Annotated in this window: 20 protein-coding genes; 12 read left to right on the top strand and 8 right to left on the bottom strand. The window is 70.8% G+C overall.

Annotated features, from left to right (window positions below):
* The first annotated feature begins 46 nt into the window (after positions 1 to 46).
* Positions 47 to 253 (top strand): hypothetical protein, encoded by a 207-nt coding sequence (locus H295_RS0115745; RefSeq protein WP_020136293.1) that lies wholly within the window; start codon positions 47 to 49, stop codon positions 251 to 253.
* Positions 254 to 265: 12 nt separating this feature from the next.
* Here H295_RS0115745 and H295_RS0115740 read toward each other — a convergent pair whose 3' ends face one another.
* From H295_RS0115740 to H295_RS0115725, 4 genes are all read right to left on the bottom strand, one after another.
* Positions 266 to 1,171, bottom strand: a complete 906-nt coding sequence (locus H295_RS0115740; RefSeq protein WP_028809402.1) for a UTP--glucose-1-phosphate uridylyltransferase — start codon at positions 1,169 to 1,171, stop codon at positions 266 to 268.
* A 415-nt stretch (positions 1,172 to 1,586) separates the two neighbouring features.
* Positions 1,587 to 2,180 (bottom strand): TetR family transcriptional regulator, encoded by a 594-nt coding sequence (locus H295_RS0115735; protein WP_020136291.1) that lies wholly within the window; start codon positions 2,178 to 2,180, stop codon positions 1,587 to 1,589.
* A 28-nt stretch (positions 2,181 to 2,208) separates the two neighbouring features.
* Positions 2,209 to 3,216, bottom strand: a complete 1,008-nt coding sequence (locus H295_RS0115730; RefSeq protein ID WP_020136290.1) for an aldo/keto reductase — start codon at positions 3,214 to 3,216, stop codon at positions 2,209 to 2,211.
* A gap of 132 nt (positions 3,217 to 3,348) precedes the next feature.
* Positions 3,349 to 4,731 (bottom strand): glycine--tRNA ligase, encoded by a 1,383-nt coding sequence (locus H295_RS0115725; protein ID WP_020136289.1) that lies wholly within the window; start codon positions 4,729 to 4,731, stop codon positions 3,349 to 3,351.
* Between the two features lie 131 nt (positions 4,732 to 4,862).
* On the opposite strand from H295_RS0115725, the gene H295_RS0115720 reads away from it, so the two are divergent.
* From H295_RS0115720 to H295_RS0115700, 5 genes are all read left to right on the top strand, one after another.
* On the top strand, positions 4,863 to 5,810 hold the full coding sequence (locus tag H295_RS0115720; protein WP_020136288.1) for a metal ABC transporter substrate-binding protein: 948 nt from the start codon (positions 4,863 to 4,865) through the stop codon (positions 5,808 to 5,810).
* Entirely contained in the window at positions 5,807 to 6,589 is a 783-nt protein-coding gene (locus H295_RS0115715) for an ATP-binding cassette domain-containing protein (RefSeq protein ID WP_020136287.1), read from the top strand. Before H295_RS0115720 ends, H295_RS0115715 begins: the two co-directional genes overlap by 4 nt.
* On the top strand, positions 6,589 to 7,491 hold the full coding sequence (locus H295_RS0115710; RefSeq protein ID WP_020136286.1) for a metal ABC transporter permease: 903 nt from the start codon (positions 6,589 to 6,591) through the stop codon (positions 7,489 to 7,491). Before H295_RS0115715 ends, H295_RS0115710 begins: the two co-directional genes overlap by 1 nt.
* Positions 7,492 to 7,549: 58 nt before the next feature.
* Positions 7,550 to 7,969, top strand: a complete 420-nt coding sequence (locus H295_RS0115705; protein ID WP_028809401.1) for a Fur family transcriptional regulator — start codon at positions 7,550 to 7,552, stop codon at positions 7,967 to 7,969.
* Positions 7,970 to 8,118: 149 nt separating this feature from the next.
* Entirely contained in the window at positions 8,119 to 10,518 is a 2,400-nt protein-coding gene (locus H295_RS0115700) for a M4 family metallopeptidase (RefSeq protein ID WP_028809400.1), read from the top strand.
* A gap of 31 nt (positions 10,519 to 10,549) precedes the next feature.
* Here H295_RS0115700 and H295_RS0115695 read toward each other — a convergent pair whose 3' ends face one another.
* Positions 10,550 to 11,398, bottom strand: a complete 849-nt coding sequence (locus H295_RS0115695) for an isoprenyl transferase (protein ID WP_020136283.1) — start codon at positions 11,396 to 11,398, stop codon at positions 10,550 to 10,552.
* Between the two features lie 19 nt (positions 11,399 to 11,417).
* On the bottom strand, positions 11,418 to 12,170 hold the full coding sequence (gene recO / locus H295_RS0115690; RefSeq protein WP_020136282.1) for a DNA repair protein RecO: 753 nt from the start codon (positions 12,168 to 12,170) through the stop codon (positions 11,418 to 11,420).
* 142 nt (positions 12,171 to 12,312) lie between these two features.
* Between recO and H295_RS43260 the strand changes: the two genes are divergently transcribed.
* Positions 12,313 to 12,915: a hypothetical protein gene (locus H295_RS43260; RefSeq protein WP_020136280.1), complete on the top strand. Its 603-nt coding sequence runs from the start codon at positions 12,313 to 12,315 to the stop codon at positions 12,913 to 12,915.
* Here the strand turns inward: H295_RS43260 and H295_RS47940 are convergent.
* Positions 12,800 to 13,078: a hypothetical protein gene (locus H295_RS47940; protein ID WP_078616665.1), complete on the bottom strand. Its 279-nt coding sequence runs from the start codon at positions 13,076 to 13,078 to the stop codon at positions 12,800 to 12,802. The genes H295_RS43260 and H295_RS47940 overlap by 116 nt on opposite strands.
* 263 nt (positions 13,079 to 13,341) lie before the next feature.
* On the opposite strand from H295_RS47940, the gene H295_RS0115675 reads away from it, so the two are divergent.
* Positions 13,342 to 14,823 carry an alpha/beta hydrolase gene (locus H295_RS0115675; RefSeq protein WP_106960862.1) on the top strand — a complete coding sequence of 494 codons (1,482 nt, stop codon included), beginning with the start codon at positions 13,342 to 13,344 and terminating at the stop codon, positions 14,821 to 14,823.
* 44 nt (positions 14,824 to 14,867) lie between these two features.
* On the top strand, positions 14,868 to 15,797 hold the full coding sequence (bla, locus tag H295_RS0115670; protein WP_020136278.1) for a class A beta-lactamase: 930 nt from the start codon (positions 14,868 to 14,870) through the stop codon (positions 15,795 to 15,797).
* Positions 15,798 to 15,801: 4 nt separating this feature from the next.
* Here the strand turns inward: bla and H295_RS0115665 are convergent, their stop codons facing one another.
* The gene (locus tag H295_RS0115665) at positions 15,802 to 16,227 is read right to left on the bottom strand and encodes a protein-tyrosine phosphatase family protein (RefSeq protein WP_028809399.1); all 426 of its coding nucleotides are present in this window, start codon (positions 16,225 to 16,227) and stop codon (positions 15,802 to 15,804) included.
* 81 nt (positions 16,228 to 16,308) lie between these two features.
* Between H295_RS0115665 and H295_RS0115660 the strand changes: the two genes are divergently transcribed.
* From H295_RS0115660 to H295_RS0115650, 3 genes are all read left to right on the top strand, one after another.
* Entirely contained in the window at positions 16,309 to 16,836 is a 528-nt protein-coding gene (locus H295_RS0115660) for a SigE family RNA polymerase sigma factor (RefSeq protein WP_028809398.1), read from the top strand.
* 5 nt (positions 16,837 to 16,841) lie between these two features.
* Entirely contained in the window at positions 16,842 to 17,759 is a 918-nt protein-coding gene (locus tag H295_RS0115655; protein ID WP_020136275.1) for a hypothetical protein, read from the top strand.
* 95 nt (positions 17,760 to 17,854) lie between these two features.
* Positions 17,855 to 18,790: a dihydrodipicolinate synthase family protein gene (locus tag H295_RS0115650; RefSeq protein ID WP_020136274.1), complete on the top strand. Its 936-nt coding sequence runs from the start codon at positions 17,855 to 17,857 to the stop codon at positions 18,788 to 18,790.
* The last annotated feature ends 15 nt before the right edge of the window (positions 18,791 to 18,805 follow it).

Genomic DNA, 18,805 nt, shown 5'->3' with positions numbered 1-18,805 from the left:
TGTTGATGTTGTTCTTGCTGCACACTCCTTGCCGGAGGCGAGGCACATGGTGCAGACGAACACGAGCAGGGTGAGCCGCCGGGACCAGGACGGGCGGGAACACGTCGTCCGTGTGCTGCGCAAGGGCCCCCAGCGCACGATCAGTTGCGAGACCTGCGGCTGGCGCCGGGCGGCGCAGTTCCTGCCCTGGCTGAAGGCGGAGGAACACCTGGCGGAGGCACACCGGGCGACGGTGGATCCGTCCGAGGGGTGACCCCGCCGGTCCTCAGGCCCCCTCGCGGGCGTCCAGGTCGCCGACCAGGCCGCGCAGCAGGGGGCCGTACTCGGGGTGGGCGAGAGCGTGGGCCATCTGGGCCACGAGGTAGTCGGCCGGGTTGCCGGTGTCGTACCAGCGACCCTGGATGACCTGGCCGTACACCGCCCGGGTCGCCGCGTAGGCGTTGACGGCATCGGTCAGGTAGATCTCGCCGGTGCGGTGCTCGTACCAGCGGCGGGTGCGCTCGCGCAGTTCGTCGACGATGCCCGGGGTGATGACATAGCCGCCGATGGCCGCGTACGACGAGGGCGCGGCGGCCGGGTCGGGCTTCTCGACCAGGCCGGTGATGCGCAGGGTGCCGCCGCCGAGATCCTCCTGGACGACCGGGACGCCGTAGCGCCGGGACTCGACGGGGTCCATCGGCATCAGGGCGAGGACCGGGCAGCCGGTCTGCTCGTAGGCCCGGATCAGCTGCTGGGCGCGCGGCACCTCGGCCACGAACACGTCGTCCGGCCACAGCACCAGGACGGGCTCGTCACCGAAGGAGCGGGCGGCGTTGAGGACGGGGGTGCCGTTGCCGTAGGGGCCCTGCTGGTCGAGGTAGGTGATGTGGCCGCGGCGGGCCAGCTCGGCGATCTCCTCGACGGCGTCCGCGTAGGCGCTCTTGCCGTCGGCGCGCAACTGCTCGACCAGGGCGGGGTTGGGGCGGAAGTGGTCCTGGATCAGGGACTTGCCGCCGGAGACGACGATGGTGATGTCGGTGATGCCGGAGTCCACCAGCTCGCGCACGGTGTGCTCGATGACCGGCTTGTCGCCGACCGGGAGCATCTCCTTCGGCGTCGCCTTGGTGAGGGGCAGCAGCCGGGAGCCGAGTCCGGCGGCGGGGATGACGGCCCTGCGGATGGTGGAGGACATCGGCTCGCTCACCTTCACTTCGGCCGGGCGGCCTCGTTTCGGCCGGACCGGCTGCACTTCGGCCGGCGCCTTCTCCTCGGCCGGGCCGCCCGCACTCCGGCCGAGCCGCCTTCGCGTCGACCGGGCGGCACACTCTAGCCCGTACACCTGGCCCGTCGACCTCCGGCCATAGGCCCGGCCCGTCGACCTCCAGCCGTAGGCCTAGCCCGTACGCCCGGCCCGTCCGCCTCCGGCCACACGCCCGGCCCGTCGACCTCCCGCCATAGGCCCGGCCCGTCGACCTCCAGCCGTAGGCCTAGCCCGTACGCCCGGCCCGTCCGCCTCCGGCCACACGCCCGGCCCGTCCGCCTGGCCTGTCGACCTCCGGCCGTCCGCCCGGCCCGTCGACCTCCGGCGGTACAACCGGCCCGTCCGCCTAGCCCTCCGTCCGCAGTCCCCTCAGCAGGAGCTCCACCAGCGCCACGAAGTCGCCGTCGGCCTCCGGCCGCTCCCATTCGGTGAAGTACGCGGGGTCGTGGAAACGGCCGGTGGCCTGGAAGACGGCACGGGCCTGCGCCGCCGGGTCCCCGGCGAAGGCGCCGGAGGCCGCGCCCGCCTCGATGATCCCGGTGAGCTGGCCGGTGAGGTCGGCGATGTGCTCGTCGACGACCGAGCCGGCCTCCCTGGTCAGCACCATGTAGGTGGCGAACAGCTCGGGGTCGTCGCCCGCCTTGCGGCGCTTGGCCTCGAAGAGGGCGGCGAGCCAGTCGCGCAGCCGGGTCTCCGGTGTCCGGTCCTCGTCGGCGGCGATACCGGCCAGGGACACGGAGGTACGGTCCAGCCAGCGCTTGATCACCGCCCCCCGCAGCGCCGCCTTGGTGCGGAAGTGGCGGTAGACGCTGCCGTGGCTGACGCCGAGCGCGCGGGCCACGTCGACCACGGTGGCCTTGGCGGGCCCGTGCCGGCGCAGCACCTCCTCGGTGGCTTCGAGGATGCGCTCGGCGGTCAGGGTCTCGGTGGTCGGTGCCATGTCCTGACGGTACCTGGCACGGGGGCCGCTACCTGCTGCCCAGGTGGGTCATCTGCGCGGGCGCATAGCGATCGCCCGCTGCCGCGTCGGCCGGCACGGCATCCTCGATCGCGCGCAGGTCGTCGGCGTCCAGGACGACGTCCAGGGCGCCCAGCGACTCCGTGAGCCGCTCCCGGGTGCGGGCGCCGACGAGCGGCACGATGTCCTCGCCCCGTGACAGCACCCAGGCGATGGCGATCTGCGCCACGGTGACGCCCTTCTGCTCGGCGATCTTCCGGAGCGCCTCGACGAGGTTCAGGTTGTGCTGGAGGTTGCCGTCCTGGAAGCGGGGCGAGTGGGCCCGGAAGTCGTTCGCGGCCAGCTGCCGGTCGGCGGAGAAGTGGCCGGAGATGAGGCCGCGGGACAGGACGCCGTAAGCGGTGATGGAGATGCCCAGTTCACGGGTGGTCGGCAGGACCTCTTCCTCGATGCCGCGCGAGATCAGCGCGTACTCGATCTGGAGGTCGGCGATGGGCGCGGTGGCGGCGGCCCTGCGGATGGTCTCGGCGCCGACCTCGCTGAGGCCGACGTGGCGGACGTAGCCCTGCTCGATCAGTTCGGTGATCGCGCCGACGGTCTCCTCGATCGGGACGTCCGGGTCGAGCCGGGCGAGGCGATAGACGTCGATGTGGTCGACGCCGAGGCGCTCCAGGGAGTAGGCGGCGAAGTTCTTCACGGCGGCCGGGCGGCCGTCGTAGCCCGACCATTCACCGCCCGGGCCGCGCAGCGCACCGAACTTCACGCTCAGCAGGGCCTGTTCGCGGCGGGCGGCCGGGGCGGTGCGCAGGGCCTCGCCGATCAGCATCTCGTTGTGGCCCATGGCGTAGAAGTCGCCGGTGTCGAGCAGGGTCACGCCGGCCTCCAGGGCGGCGTGGATCGTGGCGATCGACTCCTTGCGGTCCACGTCGCCGTACACGGGCGACATGCCCATGCAGCCGAGGCCGAGGGCGGAGACCTGGGGGCCGGTGGTTCCGAGGGTGCGCGTGGGTGTCGTCATGCCCTCACTCTGACATGACAGCTGACAGATTTCAATATCTGTCAGCTGTCACCTGTTACTCCTGGCCAAGAAAAAACGGCCCCCGACACGAGCCCGGCAGGGCCTGCGTCGGGGGCCGAGGAGACGGACTGACTAGCAGCCGACCAGGCGGCTCGCCAGGTAGCCCTCGATCTGGTCGAGGGAGACGCGCTCCTGCTTCATGGAGTCACGCTCGCGGACCGTCACCGCGTTGTCGTCGAGGGTGTCGAAGTCGACCGTCACGCAGTACGGCGTGCCGATCTCGTCCTGGCGGCGGTAGCGGCGGCCGATGGCACCGGCGTCGTCGAACTCGATGTTCCAGTTCTGGCGCAGCGCCTGGGCGAGACCCTTGGCCTTCGGGGACAGCTCGGCGTTGCGGGACAGCGGGAGCACCGCGACCTTCACCGGGGCGAGACGGTGGTCGAGGCGCAGCACGGTGCGCTTCTCCAGCTTGCCCTTGGCGTTGGGGGCCTCGTCCTCGACGTAGGCGTCGAGCAGGAACGCCAGCATCGAGCGGCCGACACCGGCCGCCGGCTCGATGACGTACGGCGTCCAGCGCTCGCCGGCCTCCTGGTCGTAGTAGACGAGGTCCTGGCCGGAGGCCTTGGAGTGGGCGGTGAGGTCGTAGTCGGTGCGGTTGGCCACACCCTCCAGCTCACCCCACTCGTTGCCGCCGAACTGGAAGCGGTACTCGATGTCGGCGGTGCGCTTGGAGTAGTGGGAGAGCTTCTCCTTCGGGTGCTCGTACCACCGCATGTTCTCCTCGCGCAGGCCCAGGCCGGTGTACCAGTTCCAGCGCTGCTCCATCCAGTACTCCTGCCACTTCTCGTCCTCGCCCGGCTTGACGAAGAACTCCATCTCCATCTGCTCGAACTCGCGGGTGCGGAAGATGAAGTTGCCGGGCGTGATCTCGTTGCGGAAGGACTTGCCCATCTGCGCGATGCCGAACGGCGGCTTCTTGCGCGAAGCGGTCTGCACCTGGGCGAAGTTGGTGAAGATTCCCTGTGCGGTCTCGGGACGCAGGTAGGCGATGGAGCCGGTGTCCTGGGTCGGGCCGAGGTGGGTGGAGAGCAGGCCCGAGAACTGCTTGGGCTCGGTGAACTGGCCCTTGTTGCCGCAGTTGGGGCAGTTCACGTCCGCCAGGCCGTTCTCCGGGGCGCGCTTGTGCTTGGCCTCGTACGCCTCTTCCAGGTGGTCCGCGCGGAACCGCTTGTGGCAGGAGGTGCACTCGGTCAGCGGGTCGGAGAAGGTGGCCACGTGACCGGAGGCGACCCAGACCTCGGGGGCCAGGATCACGGACGAGTCGAGACCGACCACGTCCTCACGAGACGTCACCATGTAGCGCCACCACTGACGCTTCAGGTTCTCCTTCAGCTCGACACCCAGCGGTCCGTAGTCCCAGGCGGCGCGCTGACCGCCGTAGATCTCACTACAGGGGAAAACGAAGCCCCGGCGCTTGCTCAGGCTGACGATGGTGTCGATCTTGTCGGCGGCCACGGTGCTCTCTTCATGACGAATGGACGGCAGCGAATGCCTCAGGTTACCGGCGTGGCCACCCCCGGTATCAAATCGGTTCGGGACCCGGGCTTTGTTGACAACCGTTTCCATATTTGATGAAAATGACTGTCATGAACGTACGACGACGCCTCATACCCGCGGTCGCCGCCGCCGGTGCCCTCGCCGCCCTCTCCGCTTGCTCCACCGACAGCGCCGCCGCGGGGAACACCGGCAGGTTCGACGTCGTCGCGTCCTTCTACCCGATGGCCTTCCTCGCCGAGCAGATAGGCGGGGACCACGTGCACGTCACCAGCCTGACCCAGCCCGGCCAGGAACCGCACGACCTGGAGATCAGCGCCAAGCAGACCGCGCAGCTCCAGGAGTCCGACGCGGTCCTCTACCTGAAGAACCTCCAGCCCTCCGTCGACGACGCGGTCGCCCAGTCCGGGATCAGGACCAAGATCGACGCGACCACGCTGACCTCCCTGGAGGAGCACGGCAACGAGGTCGGCGGCCACGCGGCCGAGCACGACGACGAGCACGGCGAGGAAGCGGGCGGCAAGGACCCCCACATCTGGCTCGACCCCGTGAAGTACGCCCAGGTCGCCCAGGGCGTCGGCGCCGCCTTCGAGAAGGCCGACCCGGACCACGCGGCCGACTACAAGGCCAACACCGCGGCCCTGGTGAAGAAGCTCGACGCCCTGAACACGAAGTTCGAGGACGGCCTCGCGCACACCGGCTCCAAGGTCTTCATCACCACCCACGCCGCCTTCGGCTACCTCGCCGAGCGCTACGGCCTCACCGAGGAGGCCATCAACGGCCTGGACCCCGAGTCGGAGCCCAGCGCCAACCGCGTCAAGGACCTTGAGACGATGGCGAAGGCCGACGGCGTCACCACCGTGTTCTACGAGACGCTCGTCAGCGACAAGACCGCGAAGACCATCGCCTCCGACGCCGGACTCAAGACCGATGTCCTCGACCCGATCGAGGGCATCACCGCCAAGTCCCGCGGCAAGGACTACTTCTCGGTCCAGGAAGCCAACCTCAAGGCGCTGCAGAGCGCCCTGGGAGCGAAATGACATCGGAGGACGGCATGACCGAGCCCGTCATCTCTCTGCGCGGAGTCCGCGCCGACCTGGGCTCGCGGCCCGTCCTGCGCGGCATCGACCTCACCGTGGAGCGCGGTGAGGTCGTCGCGCTGCTCGGGGCCAACGGCTCCGGGAAGTCGACCGCGATCCGCACGATCATCGGCCAAGTCCCCACGGCGGCCGGGGAGATCGAGCTCTTCGGCACCCCGCGCGGCCGGTTCCGCGACTGGGCCCGGGTGGGGTACGTCCCGCAGCGCACCACGGCCGCCGGCGGGGTCCCCGCGACCGTCACCGAGATCGTCTCCTCCGGGCGGCTCTCCCGCGCCCGCTTCGGGATGCTCCGCAAGGCCGACCACGAGGCCGTACGGCGGGCCCTGGAGCTGGTCGGCATGGCGGACCGCGCGAAGGACTCCGTCAACGCCCTCTCCGGCGGCCAGCACCAGCGCGTCCTGATCGCCCGCGCGCTCGCCGCCGAACCCGAACTCCTGATCATGGACGAGCCGATGGCGGGCGTGGACCTGGCCAGCCAGGAGGTGCTGGCGCGCACCCTGGAGGAACAGGTCGCGCAGGGCACCACGGTCCTGCTCGTGCTGCACGAACTCGGCCCGCTGGAGCCCCTGATCGACCGGGCGGTCGTCCTGCGGGACGGCTGTGTCCAGCACGACGGCCCTCCCCCGCGCGCGGTCGGGCAGCATGCCCTGCCCGGCCACGACCACGTCCACCCCCACTCCCCCGAGCACGAGCCGATGCGCACAGGACTGCTGAGCTGATGGACCTCCTCGACTACGCCTTCATGCAGCGGGCCCTGCTCGCCGCCGTCCTGGTCGGCATCACCGCCCCCGCGGTCGGCATCTACCTGGTCCAGCGCCGCCAGGCCCTCATGGGCGACGGCATCGGCCATGTCGCGATGACCGGCGTCGGCCTCGGCTTCCTGCTGTCCTGGTCGCCGGTGTGGATGGCGACCCTGGTCTCGGTGCTCGGCGCGGTCCTCATGGAGCTGATCCGCTGGTACGGAAAGACCCGGGGTGACATCGCCCTCGCGATGCTCTTCTACGGCGGCATGGCGGGCGGCGTGATGTTCATCAACCTCGCGCCCGGCGGCTCCAACGCCAACCTGACCTCGTACCTGTTCGGTTCGCTGTCCACGGTCTCCGAGTCGGACGTGACCGCGATCTGCGCACTGGCCGCGTTCGTGGTGCTGGTCACCCTGGGCCTGCGCCGGCAGCTCTTCGCGGTCAGCCAGGACGAGGAGTTCGCCCGGGTCACCGGTCTCCCGGTGCGCGCGCTGAACCTGCTGACGGCGGTCACGGCCGCGGTGACGGTGACCGTCGCCATGCGCGTGGTCGGACTGCTGCTGGTCAGCGCGCTGATGGTGGTGCCGGTGGCGGCGGCCCAGCAGCTCACCCGGAGCTTCGCGGCCACCTTCGCGATCGCGGTGGCGATCGGGGTGACGGTGACGATCGGCGGCACCGTCACCTCGTACTACCAGGACGTGCCGCCCGGTGCGACGATCGTGCTGCTCACCATCGCCGCGTTCATTCTGCTGACCGCCCTGGCCACCCCGCTGGCCCGGCGCCGCGCCCGCGCGGTGGCCGCCCGGCAGCCGGCCGGGGACCCCGCCGAGTGTGCGATTCCGGCCACTCGGGCACCGGAGGGCACGGCCGGCGTCTGACCCGGCACAGGCCGGGCTGGCACAATGGCCCGGCAGGAGCCGAACGAAGGAGGAACCCGTGACGACCGCTGGACCGCCCGTGAAGGGCCGCGCCACCCGGCAGCGGGCCGCCGTGGCGGCGGCCCTCGACGAGGTCGACGAGTTCCGCAGCGCGCAGGAACTGCACGACATGCTCAAGCACAAGGGCGACGCGGTCGGTCTGACCACGGTCTACCGCACCCTCCAGAACCTCGCCGACGCGGGCGAGGTGGACGTCCTGCGCACCTCGGACGGCGAGTCCGTCTACCGTCGCTGCTCCTCCGGCGACCACCATCACCACCTGGTCTGCCGGGTCTGCGGCAAGGCCGTGGAGGTGGAGGGCCCGGCTGTCGAGAAGTGGGCCGACGCGATCGCCGCCGAGCACGGCTATGTCAACGTGGCGCACACCGTGGAGATCTTCGGCACCTGCGCCGACTGCGCGGCCGCCGCCCAGGGCTGACCGACAGGAAACACACAGCAGAGCCGAGGGATAACCCTTGGCTCGTACTCCTTTGCATGACATGACCCGGACAACCGTGCCACGCTCCCTCCAGCTCTCACGCAGTTCCCGCACGGCACCTCCACCCCGTCGTCGCAGTAGGAGTACGAGTGAGACCCTCCCCACGAAGATCAGCCGTCGCCGCGTCCCTGGTGGCCGCCGCGTCCCTCCTCGCCATAGGCGTCCAGACGGTGCCCGCCGCCGCGGGCCCCGCCGCCCCGCACCCCAGCCCGCTGCGCACGGGAGGCCTTGAGGCCAAGCTCTCCCCGGCCCAGCGCACGGCACTGATCAGGAGCGCGTCCGGCAAGGTCGAGGCGACCGCCGACTCCCTCGGCCTCGGTGCCAAGGAGAAACTGGTCGTCAAGGACGTCGTCAAGGACAACGACGGCACCCTGCACACCCGTTATGAGCGCACCTACGACGGCGTGCCCGTCCTCGGCGGCGACCTGGTCGTGCACACGCCCCCGGCCGCACAGTCGACGGGCACGCTCGGCGCGACCTTCAACAACAACCGCCGTACCGTCTCGGTCAAGTCCACGACTGCCACGTTCAGCAAGGCGGCAGCGCAGACGAAGGCCCTGCGGACCGCCAAGGCGCTCAAGGCCGAGAACCCCGCCGCGCAGAGCGCCCGCAAGGTGATCTGGGCCGGCTCGGGCACCCCGAAGCTCGCCTGGGAGACGGTGGTCTCCGGCTTCCAGGACGACGGCACGCCCAGCAAGCTGCACGTCGTCACCGACGCCACGACCGGCGCCGAACTCTCCCGCTACGAGGGCGTGGAGACCGGCACCGGCAACAGCCAGTACAGCGGCACGGTCCCCCTGAGCACCACGCTGTCCGGTTCGACGTACCAGCTGTACGACACCACCCGCGGCGGCCACAAGACGTACAGCCTCAACAACGGCACGTCGGGCACCGGCACCCTGATGACCGACGCCGACGACACCTGGGGCACCGGCTCCGGCTCCAACACCCAGACCGCCGGGGTGGACGCGCACTACGGCGCCCAGGAGACCTGGGACTTCTACAAGAACACCTTCGGCCGCAGCGGCATCAAGAACGACGGGGTGGCCGCCTACAGCCGCGTCCACTACAGCTCGGCGTACGTCAACGCCTTCTGGGACGACGACTGCTTCTGCATGACCTACGGCGACGGCTCGGGCGGCACGCACGCGCTGACCTCGCTGGACGTGGCCGGCCACGAGATGAGCCACGGCGTCACCTCCAACACGGCGGGGCTCAACTACACCGGTGAGTCCGGCGGGTTGAACGAAGCCACCTCCGACATCTTCGGCACCGGCGTGGAGTTCTACGCCAACAACTCCTCCGACGTCGGTGACTACCTCATCGGCGAGAAGATCGACATCAACGGCGACGGCACGCCGCTGCGCTACATGGACAAGCCCAGCAAGGACGGCGGCTCGGCGGACAGCTGGTACTCGGGGGTCGGCAACCTCGACGTGCACTACTCGTCCGGGCCCGCGAACCACATGTTCTACCTGCTCTCCGAGGGCAGCGGCACCAAGACCATCAACGGTGTGACCTACACCAGCACGACCTCCGACGGGGTCGCCGTCGCCGGCATCGGCCGGGCCGCCGCCCTCCAGATCTGGTACAAGGCGCTGACGACGTACATGACGTCCAGCACCAACTACGCCGGGGCCCGCACCGCCGCCCTGAACGCGGCCGCCGCCCTGTACGGCACCAGCTCCACGCAGTACGCCGGGGTCGGCAACGCCTTCGCGGGCATCAACGTCGGCGGCCACATCACCGTGCCGTCGACCGGCGTGACGGTGACCAACCCGGGCAGCCGGACCAGCACGGTCGGGACGGCCGTGAGCCTCCAGATCAGCGCGAGCAGCACCAACAGTGGCGCACTGACCTACGCGGCCTCCGGACTGCCCACCGGGCTGTCGATCAGCAGCTCCAGCGGCCTGATCTCCGGCACCCCGACCACGGCCGGGACCTACAGCACCACGGTCACGGTGACGGACAGCACGGGGGCGACGGGCACGGCGTCCTTCACCTGGACCGTGAACGCGTCCGGCGGCGGCAGCTGCACCTCGACACAGCTGCTCGGCAACCAGGGCTTCGAATCGGGCAACACGACCTGGACCGCGTCCAGCGGAGTGATCACCAACGCCAGCGGCCAGGCCGCCCGTACCGGCTCCTACAAGGCGTGGCTGGACGGCTACGGCTCCACCCACACCGACACGCTCTCCCAGTCGGTGACGGTCCCGAGCGGCTGCACCGGGACCACGTTCACCTTCTACCTGCACATCGACACGGCGGAGACCACCACCAGCACGCAGTACGACAAGCTGACGGTGACCGCCGGGTCGACGACCCTGGCCACGTACTCGAACCTCAACGCGGCCAGCGGCTATGTCCAGAAGTCCTTCAGCCTGTCGGCCTTCGCCGGTCAGACGGTGACCCTGAAGTTCACCGGGGTCGAGGACTCCTCGCTCCAGACGAGCTTCGTGGTCGACGACACGGCGGTGACGACGAGCTGACCGCCTGAAAGGTGCGGGGCGGCTCGGGGGCTCAGGCCTCCGGGTCGCCCTTCATCGCTTCCTCCATCGCGAGCAGCTCCTCGTTCGGGACGGCCCCGCCGAAGCGGCGGTCCCGGGAGGCGAACTCGACGCACGCCCGCCACAGGTCACGGCGGTCGAAGTCGGGCCACAGGACGTCCTGGAAGACCATCTCGGCGTACGCGCTCTGCCAGAGCAGGTAGTTGGAGGTGCGCTGCTCGCCACTGGGCCGCAGGAACAGGTCCACGTCGGGCATGTCCGGGTAGTACAGGTACTTCGCCAGGGTCTTCTCGGTGACCTTGGAGGGGTCGAGCCGGCCCGCCTTCACGTCCTCGGCGAGGGCCTGCGCGGCATCGGCGATCTCGGCCCGGCCGCCGTAGTTCATGCAGAAGTACAGGGTGAGCTTGTCATTCCCCTTGGTCTGCTCCTGGGCGACCTGGAGCTCCTTGGCGACCGACTTCCACAGCTTGGGCATCCGGCCCACCCAGCGCACCCGGATGCCGAGCTCGTCGAGCTGGTCGCGGGTCTTGCGGATGAAGTCGCGGTTGAAGTTCATGAGGAAGCGCACCTCGTCGGGCGAGCGCTTCCAGTTCTCGGTGGAGAAGGCGTAGAGCGAGATGTTCTTCACCCCGGCCTCGATCGCGCCCTGGAGCACGTCGAGGACCCGCTCGGCGCCGACCTTGTGCCCCTCGGTGCGGGGCAGCCCGCGCTCCTTCGCCCAGCGGCCGTTGCCGTCCATGACGATCGCCACGTGCTCGGGGATCAGCTCACCGGGGAGCTTGGGCGCCCGGGCGCCGGACGGGTGCGGTTCCGGCGCCCGGTACTCGCGGCGCTGACGACCGAGGATCCCGCGTACGACCATGGTGGTTCTCGTCTCCCTCTCAGGGTTGCTTCTCTACGTAGCGCAGGGATCTCAGCCCGCGCTCCAGATGCCAGTGCAGGTAGGCGGACACCAGGCCGCTGCCCTCCCGGACGTGTCGCGGTTCGCTCGCGTCCGCGGTCTCCCAGTCTCCCGTAAGCAGCGCGGCGAGGAGTTCCAGGGTCTGTGGTGAGGGTACGACGCTGCCGGGCACCCGGCAGTCCACGCAGACGGAGCCTCCGGCGGCCACCGAGAAGAAGCGGTTCGGCCCGGACATCCCGCACTTCGCGCAGTCGCTGAAGCTGGGCGCGTAGCCGTTCACCGCGAGCGAGCGCAGCAGGAAGGCGTCGAGAACGAGGTGCGGGGCGTGCTCACCCCGGGCGAGGGTCCGCAGGGCCCCCACGAGCAGCAGGTACTGCTGGACGGCGGGCTCGCCCTCGTGGTCCGTGAAGCGCTCGGCGGTCTCCAGCATGGCCGTCCCGGCGGTGTACCGGGCGTAGTCGGAGACGATCCCGCCGCCGTACGGCGCGATGGTCTCGCTCTGGGTGCACAGCGGCAGCCCGCGGCCCACCAGCTCGCTCCCGCGCGCGAAGAACTGCACGTCGACGTGGGAGAAGGGTTCGAGCCGGGCGCCGAACTTGGACTTGGTGCGCCGCACCCCGCGGGCCACGGCCCGCACCCGCCCGTGTCCCCGGGTGAGGAGGGTGATGATCCGGTCCGCTTCCCCGAGCTTCTGGGTGCGCAGGACGATCCCGTCGTCCCGGAAGAGACTCATCGCCCACCCCCGTGGGCGCCGATCCGGTCCGCCTCACCCGGCGTCCGGGTGCGCAGCACGATGGCGTCGTCGCGGAACAGATGCATGAGCCCATTCTCGCCCACCCGGAGCCCTGCCTGGCGCGGTCCGGTACACAGGGCCCATGACATACGGAACACCTGGTCTCGTCGACCTGTGGCGGCGCTTCACGGACTGGCTCGGCGCGCACGCGCCCGCGGACCACGCGAGCCTGCGGCCGGGCTGTGCGGAGGGTGGGCTCGGGCGGCTGGCGGACGGGCTCGGTTTCGCCGTGCACGACGACGTGCGGGCGACGCTGGGGCTGCACGACGGGGTCGTCATGCGGCGGGCGAGTACCGAACCCGGCGCCTTTCTCCTCGGTTACAGCCTGCTGGGCGTGGACGGGATCCTGGAGGCGCACCGGGATCTCGTCGCGATGGTGGCGGACGCCCGCGAGGAGGGCGAGGAGGATCTGGTCGTCGGCCGGACGGCCGATGTCCGGTGGGTTCCCCTCGCGCGGAACATCTCCGGGGATCTGTTGTTCGTGGACCACCGGCCGCACCACGCGGGGGAAATCGGGGAAATCTCGTTCGGTGATCCCGGGTACCGCATGCTGTGGCCGCGCATGGATCTCATGCTCGCGGATCTGTGCGAGGCACTGGAGAAGGGGACCCCGGTGACCTGCGTCCCCCGGATTCCCCGTCTTTTCGAGGGGCGGATGCTGGAGTGGCCGGTACGGACGCGCTGACCGTGGGCTGCTCGACGGGGGTGGCTTCCCGTACCGCGTCCGGCGCCGCGTCCCATTCCCTGCCGCCGCCACAGGGCCTGAGCTGGACGTACGGCCCCTCGTGCCCCATCACGACGCCGACCTTCCCGGTCCGGGTGTCCACGACGTACGAACCCACGGGCATTTTCGCCACCGATTACCTCCAGACTCCGATTACACGGAACTCCCCCGCCTTTTCGGGTTTCACTCCTCCTTTCTCACGGTCGGATTATTTGGCTGCACCACCGTGTTCGAGCAGGCTTTTCGAAAACCTCTGCCGAATATCCCGCGACGCCTCGCCGACGCCCCACCCGACCGGGGGTAAACCCCCCGGAGAACCCGGCAGTTGACCGGATGGGACGCCGGCGCACGGTCCGCGAGGCTCCTCGCATGAAGCAGACGAAGCAGATGCAGCCGGTGACGAAGAGCCTCGCCCTGATCGCCGCCGCCTCCGGTGTCGTGTTCGGTGTCATGACCCCGCTGTCCGCCTCGGCGGCTCCCGGACCCCAGGCGCTGACATGGACCAAGTGCGAGGGCAGCGGTCTCGATCCGCGCCAACGGTGCGCGACCGTCGCCGTGCCCATGGACTACGCCGACCCGGACGGCCCGAAGATCGAGATCGCCGTCTCCCGGATCCCCGCCGAGAGGCCCGCCGCCCGGCGCGGTGCCCTGCTGCTGGTCCCCGGCGGACCCGGCGGCGACAGCATGAACGACCCCTCCGAGAAGGGGCAGCGGCTGCCGAAGAAGGTCCGCGAGGCCTATGACCTCGTCGGGTTCGCGCCCCGCGGCATGGCGCCCTCGACCGCCGTCGACTGCGGTCTCCAGCACCGGGACCTGGCCCGGACGACCCTGCTGCCCTGGCCCGCGGCGGACGTCTCCGTCGACGCGAACATGGCCGCGGGCAAGCGCCTGGCCGAGGCCTGCGCCCGCAACGGCGGCGAACTGATCCGGCACATCAGCACCCTCAACGAGGCCCGCGACCTCGACCGCGTCCGCGCCGCGCTCGGCGAGCGCGAGGTGTCCCTGTGGGGCGTCTCGTACGGCACCTATGTCGCCGACGCCTACCTCCAGCTGTTCCCGCACCGCACCGACCGGGTCGTCCTGGACAGCAACGACAACCCGGACCCCGTGCTCGCGGAGCGCGCCTGGCTCGCCGCGTTCGAGCGGGGCGCCGAGGACAACTTCCCGGAGTTCGCCAAGTGGGCCTCCGCGCCCGGCAATCCGGACCGCCTCGCCGACACGGCCGCCGAGGTGCGCCCCCTGTTCCTGAAGCTCGCCGCCCGTCTCGACCGCGAGCCGATCCCCTGGCCGGGCGCCAACCCCGACGAGCTGAACGGCAACGTCCTGCGCCAGACGATGCTCGACTCCTTCTACGACCCCGACGACTACCCGGCGCTCGCCCGGCTGATCCTCGCCGCACACCAGGGCACGCTGCCACCCGCCCCCGCCGGGCCGCCCGAGGCCGTCCTCCAGAACGTCACCGCCGTCGCCGCGGCCACCATCTGCAACGACGTCGACTGGCCGAGCGACCCGGACACCTACCGCGAGGACGTGGCGAAGAGCCGTGCCGCGTTCCCGCTGACCGGGGGCATGCCGAGGAACGCCATGCCGTGCACCGCCTGGCCGTGGGAGCCGCAGGAGGCACCGGTGCACGTCACCGACCGGGGCCCCTCCAACATCCTGATGGTGCAGAACGAACGGGATCCCGCCACCCCGCTCAGCGGCGCCCTGAAGCTCCGCGAGGCGCTCGGCCGACGGGCCGTGATGGTCGTCAACGACTCCACCGGCCATGACGCCTACCTCGGCAACGGCACCGCGTGCGGCGACGCGACGGTGTCCCGTTTCCTGGCGACGGGGGTGCGCCCGGCCCGGGACACCTACTGCCGCTGAGGGGTCACGGCCGTGCAACCAAGGGACGGCCGTCGGCGTCGGTCATGGGAGAGATCGACATCTGTCCCCGTACGAAGGAGAGCGAGATCTTAGGCTCCGGAAAGCTGTCCCGCCGCACGCTCCTGGCCGTCGGCACAGCCACGTTCCTGACCAGTACGACCACGTCGGCCGCGCATGCCGACGACGACGTCGCCGCCCGCCTGCGCGCACTGGAGCAGCGGTACGACGCCCGGCTCGGCGTCTTCGCCCACCGCCTCTCGACCAAGCGGTCCGTCCGCTTCCGCGCCGACGAGCTGTTCCCGATGTGCTCGCTGTTCAAGACCCTCGCCGCCGCGGCCGTCCTGCGCGACCTGGACCGGCACGGGGAGGTGCTCGCCCGCCGCGTCCACTACACCGAGGACGACCTGGTGATCCCGGGCTCGGACCAGACGGCCGCACACCTCGCCGAGGGCATGACGATCGCCGAACTCGCCGAGGTGGCCATCACCTACAGCGACAACACGGCCGGCAACCTGCTCCTGCGCGAACTCGGCGGCCCCACGGCGATCACCCGCTTCGCCCGTTCCCTCGGCGACCGGACGACCCGCCTGGACCGCTGGGAGCCCGAGCTCAACACCGCCGAGCCGTGGCGGCGTACGGACACGACGAGCCCGTACGCCATCGGCCGCACCTACGGCCGGCTGGTCCTCGGCGACGCCCTGAACCGACGGGACCGGGAGCTGCTCACGCACTGGCTGCTGTCCAACACGACCAGCGTGAACCGCTTCCACGCGGGCCTGCCGAAGACGTGGACGATCGCCGACAAGACGGGCAGCGGCTCCTACGGCACCGCCAACGACGTGGGTGTCGTGTGGACCGAGGACGGCGACCCGGTCGTCCTGTCCGTGCTGTCGACCCTGCGCGAGCCGGACGCCGTACGCGACGACGCCCTGGTCGCCGACGCGGCCGCGGTGGTCGCCGGCGCGCTGGGCTGACGGCTCAGAAGCGCCGGACGTACCGGCGCTGCCAGGGGGTCTCCACCGCCCGCCGGTCGTAGTGCGACCGGACGTACGCCACGGCCTCCGCGGCGGGCACCCCGTCCAGAACCGCCAGACAGGCGAGGGCCGTTCCGGTGCGGCCCCTGCCTCCCCCGCACGCGAGCTCCACCCGTTCGCCGGCCGACCGCCGCCAGACCTCGGTGAGCACAGCGCGAGCCTGCGCACGGTCCGCGGGCAGCCGGAAGTCCGGCCAGCGCAGCCAGAGCGAGTCCCAGGGGACCTCGGGAGGGGTGCCGCCGAGCAGATAGACGCCGTACGACGGGGTCTGCGCGGCCGGATCCAGCGGGTGCCGCAGGCCACGGCCCCGCACCAGACGCCCGGACGGCAACCGGAGGATGCCCGGCGCCTGTTCGTCCCACCCATTCATGGAGACATTCGAACCCGCCACCGTCGCACGGGCAACCGAATCCGCTCGTCCTGTGGTCTGAGGGGCGAGGGAGGGTGCTTGATGCAGGCCGAACAAGAGGATCGGTTCCAGGAATTCGTCAGAGCGAGATGGTCGCACCTCGTGCGGACCGCCTATCTGCTCACCGGCGACGCACACCATGCCGAGGACCTGACGCAGACGGCGCTGGCGAAGGCGTACCGCTCCTGGCGGCGCGTGTCGGGCAGCGACAACCCGGAGGCGTACGTCCGGCGGATGCTCGTCACGTGCAACAGCGACCGCTTCCGCAAGCGGCGGGTCAAGGAGTCGCTGACGGACGCGCCACCGGAGCGGGCGGGCCGGGAGGAGGCGGTGGCCCGGGTCGACGAACGCGGGGCGCTGATGGCCGCCCTGGCCCAACTGCCGCCCCGGCAGCGGGCCGTGGTCGTCATGCGCTACTGGGAGGACCTGTCGGAGGCGGAGGTCGCCGAGGTGCTCGGCTGCTCGCAGGGCACGGTCAAGAGCCAGGCGTCCAAGGGACTGGCGAAGTTGCGTACGTATCCGGGGCTCGCGCAGGTCATGGACCGCGCCCCGCAGGGAGGCACGAGATGAGCGGGATGAGCGAAGGGGAGCGGGACTTCGAGGAGCAACTGCGGGAGCTGCTCAGCGAGGACGCCTACACGATCCGGCCCTCGTCGGTGCCGTACCCGCAGATCCGCCGCCAGGGCGTGGCCGAGCGGCGCCGGCGGATGGTGCTGGCCGGGGCGGCCCTGGTGACGCTGGCCGCGGTGCCGGTGGCGGCGATCACGCTGGGCGGCTCGGGAGCGGGGGCGGCGGAGACGACACCCGCCGCGGCGTCCACGAGCCCCACGTCCACGTCCACGCCCTCCCCCACCCCGTCCCCCACACCCAGTGGGCCTGCCGGACCGGCGACGGCGGGACAGCTGCGGGACGGGATCACACTGGCTCAGGCCGTGGACGGGCTGGACAAGTGCCTGGCGTACAACCGGGAGACCACCGAGGCCGGGTCCCACAGCCCGGACCTGGGCAAGGCCCAGGAGTACCGGATCATCCTGGCGCTGAACAGCACCGGCGACTCCAACGCGCCCGGTGACGGCATCTGGGTGGTCGCGGTGAAGGAGAAGCCGGTTCAGACGCGGCTGATGTGCAACATCAAGGACGGCAAAGCCGTCGGCGCCAACATCAGCACCGGCAACGACCGTCTGCCGGACTCCCCGCCCGTGCTGGCCGACATCAACAGCGGCAAGCTCTACCAGCAGTCCTTCATCGACAAGGGCCACTGGAAGCTGCCGTTCGGCTGGGGCCTCATCGGCACGGTCGAACCCACGGTGGCCAAGGTGACCGTCTCCTACGGCGACTCCAGCGGTCAGGCCGTCCTCGACCACGGCTGGTTCGTCGCCGGGGGCACGCTGAACGAGCAGGTCACCAGGAACCCGCACGTCAAGGGCTACGACAGGAACGGCAAGCTGATCTACGACTCCGACACGGACAAGACGTACCAGCAGGTGCAGTAGAAGGACGGCCCGGAACCGGGGGGCGCCGTACAGGGGTCGGCGCCCCCTCGTCCTGTGCGGGAAGATCGGTGGACGGCCGATCCCGAGGAGCCCCGATGACCTTTCCCGCCCCGCTGACCGGTGTCGTCCCGCCCGTCTGCACGCCCCTGACACCGGACCGCGAGGTGGACGTGCCCTCGCTGCTCGCGCTCGTCGACCATCTGGTCGCGGGCGGGGTGCACGGACTGTTCGTGCTCGGCACCTCGTCCGAGGCGGCCTTCCTGACCGACGCCCAGCGCAGGCTGGTGGTCGAGACGGTGACCGGGCGTGTCGGGGGCCAACTCCCGGTGCTGGCCGGGGTGATCGACATGACGACGGCCCGGGTCCTGGACCATGTGCGGGCGGTCACCGCGGCGGGCGCCGACGCGGTCGTCGTCACGGCCCCCTTCTACACCCGCACCCACCCGGCGGAGATCGCCCGCCACTACCGGCTGGTCGCGGCAGGCAGCCCGGTTCCCGTCCTCGCCTACGACCTGCCGACAGGCGTGCACACCAAGCTCCCCGCGGACCTCGTGCTGGATCTGGCCGCCGAGGGCGTCCTGGCCGGGCTCAAGGACTCCAGCGGTGACCTGGCCGGCTTCCGCACGGTCGCAGCCGGCGCCCGCGGCCGCTCCGACATCACCGGCTTCAGCGTCCTGACCGGCTCCGAGGCCTTCGTCGACGCGGCCCTCGCCGTGGGCGCGGACGGGGCGGTGCCCGGTCTCGCCAACGTCGACCCCGAGGGGTACGTCCGCCTGGACCGGCTGTTCCGCGCGGGCGACCTGGAGGGGGCGCGGGCCGAACAGGAGCGGCTGTGCGCCCTGTTCGGCATGGTGGGCGTGGGCGACCCGGCCCGTATGGGCGCGTCCTCGTCGGCGCTGGGCGCGTTCAAGGCGGCGCTGCACCTGCGGGGCGTGATCGCGTGCCCGGCGACGGCGGAGCCTCAGGTGCCCTTGTCGGAGGACGAGGTGGAGCGGGTGGGCAGCTTCCTGGCCGAGGCAGGACTGCTGTAGACGAACGACCGCGGG

The organism is Streptomyces sp. 351MFTsu5.1 (assembly GCF_000383655.1).
GTDB lineage: Bacteria > Actinomycetota > Actinomycetes > Streptomycetales > Streptomycetaceae > Streptomyces > Streptomyces griseorubiginosus.
Note: the sequence above shows the minus strand (reverse complement) of the source record. Positions and strands in the feature narration are given on the sequence as shown.

What these genes read in the sequence shown, in the direction of transcription:
- H295_RS0115675 (WP_106960862.1), top strand. Translation starts at nt 13,342, where the DNA reads ATGCAGCCGGTGACGAAGAGCCTCGCCCTGATCGCCGCCGCCTCCGGT.
- H295_RS0115735 (WP_020136291.1), bottom strand. Translation starts at nt 2,180, where the DNA reads ATGGCACCGACCACCGAGACCCTGACCGCCGAGCGCATCCTCGAAGCC.
- H295_RS43260 (WP_020136280.1), top strand. Translation starts at nt 12,313, where the DNA reads ATGACATACGGAACACCTGGTCTCGTCGACCTGTGGCGGCGCTTCACG.
- H295_RS0115730 (WP_020136290.1), bottom strand. Translation starts at nt 3,216, where the DNA reads ATGACGACACCCACGCGCACCCTCGGAACCACCGGCCCCCAGGTCTCC.
- bla (WP_020136278.1), top strand. Translation starts at nt 14,868, where the DNA reads ATGGGAGAGATCGACATCTGTCCCCGTACGAAGGAGAGCGAGATCTTA.
- H295_RS0115740 (WP_028809402.1), bottom strand. Translation starts at nt 1,171, where the DNA reads ATGTCCTCCACCATCCGCAGGGCCGTCATCCCCGCCGCCGGACTCGGC.
- recO (WP_020136282.1), bottom strand. Translation starts at nt 12,170, where the DNA reads ATGAGTCTCTTCCGGGACGACGGGATCGTCCTGCGCACCCAGAAGCTC.
- H295_RS0115655 (WP_020136275.1), top strand. Translation starts at nt 16,842, where the DNA reads ATGAGCGAAGGGGAGCGGGACTTCGAGGAGCAACTGCGGGAGCTGCTC.
- H295_RS0115710 (WP_020136286.1), top strand. Translation starts at nt 6,589, where the DNA reads ATGGACCTCCTCGACTACGCCTTCATGCAGCGGGCCCTGCTCGCCGCC.
- H295_RS0115720 (WP_020136288.1), top strand. Translation starts at nt 4,863, where the DNA reads ATGAACGTACGACGACGCCTCATACCCGCGGTCGCCGCCGCCGGTGCC.
- H295_RS0115660 (WP_028809398.1), top strand. Translation starts at nt 16,309, where the DNA reads ATGCAGGCCGAACAAGAGGATCGGTTCCAGGAATTCGTCAGAGCGAGA.
- H295_RS0115650 (WP_020136274.1), top strand. Translation starts at nt 17,855, where the DNA reads ATGACCTTTCCCGCCCCGCTGACCGGTGTCGTCCCGCCCGTCTGCACG.
- H295_RS47940 (WP_078616665.1), bottom strand. Translation starts at nt 13,078, where the DNA reads ATGCCCGTGGGTTCGTACGTCGTGGACACCCGGACCGGGAAGGTCGGC.
- H295_RS0115665 (WP_028809399.1), bottom strand. Translation starts at nt 16,227, where the DNA reads ATGAATGGGTGGGACGAACAGGCGCCGGGCATCCTCCGGTTGCCGTCC.
- H295_RS0115715 (WP_020136287.1), top strand. Translation starts at nt 5,807, where the DNA reads ATGACATCGGAGGACGGCATGACCGAGCCCGTCATCTCTCTGCGCGGA.
- H295_RS0115695 (WP_020136283.1), bottom strand. Translation starts at nt 11,398, where the DNA reads ATGGTCGTACGCGGGATCCTCGGTCGTCAGCGCCGCGAGTACCGGGCG.
- H295_RS0115745 (WP_020136293.1), top strand. Translation starts at nt 47, where the DNA reads ATGGTGCAGACGAACACGAGCAGGGTGAGCCGCCGGGACCAGGACGGG.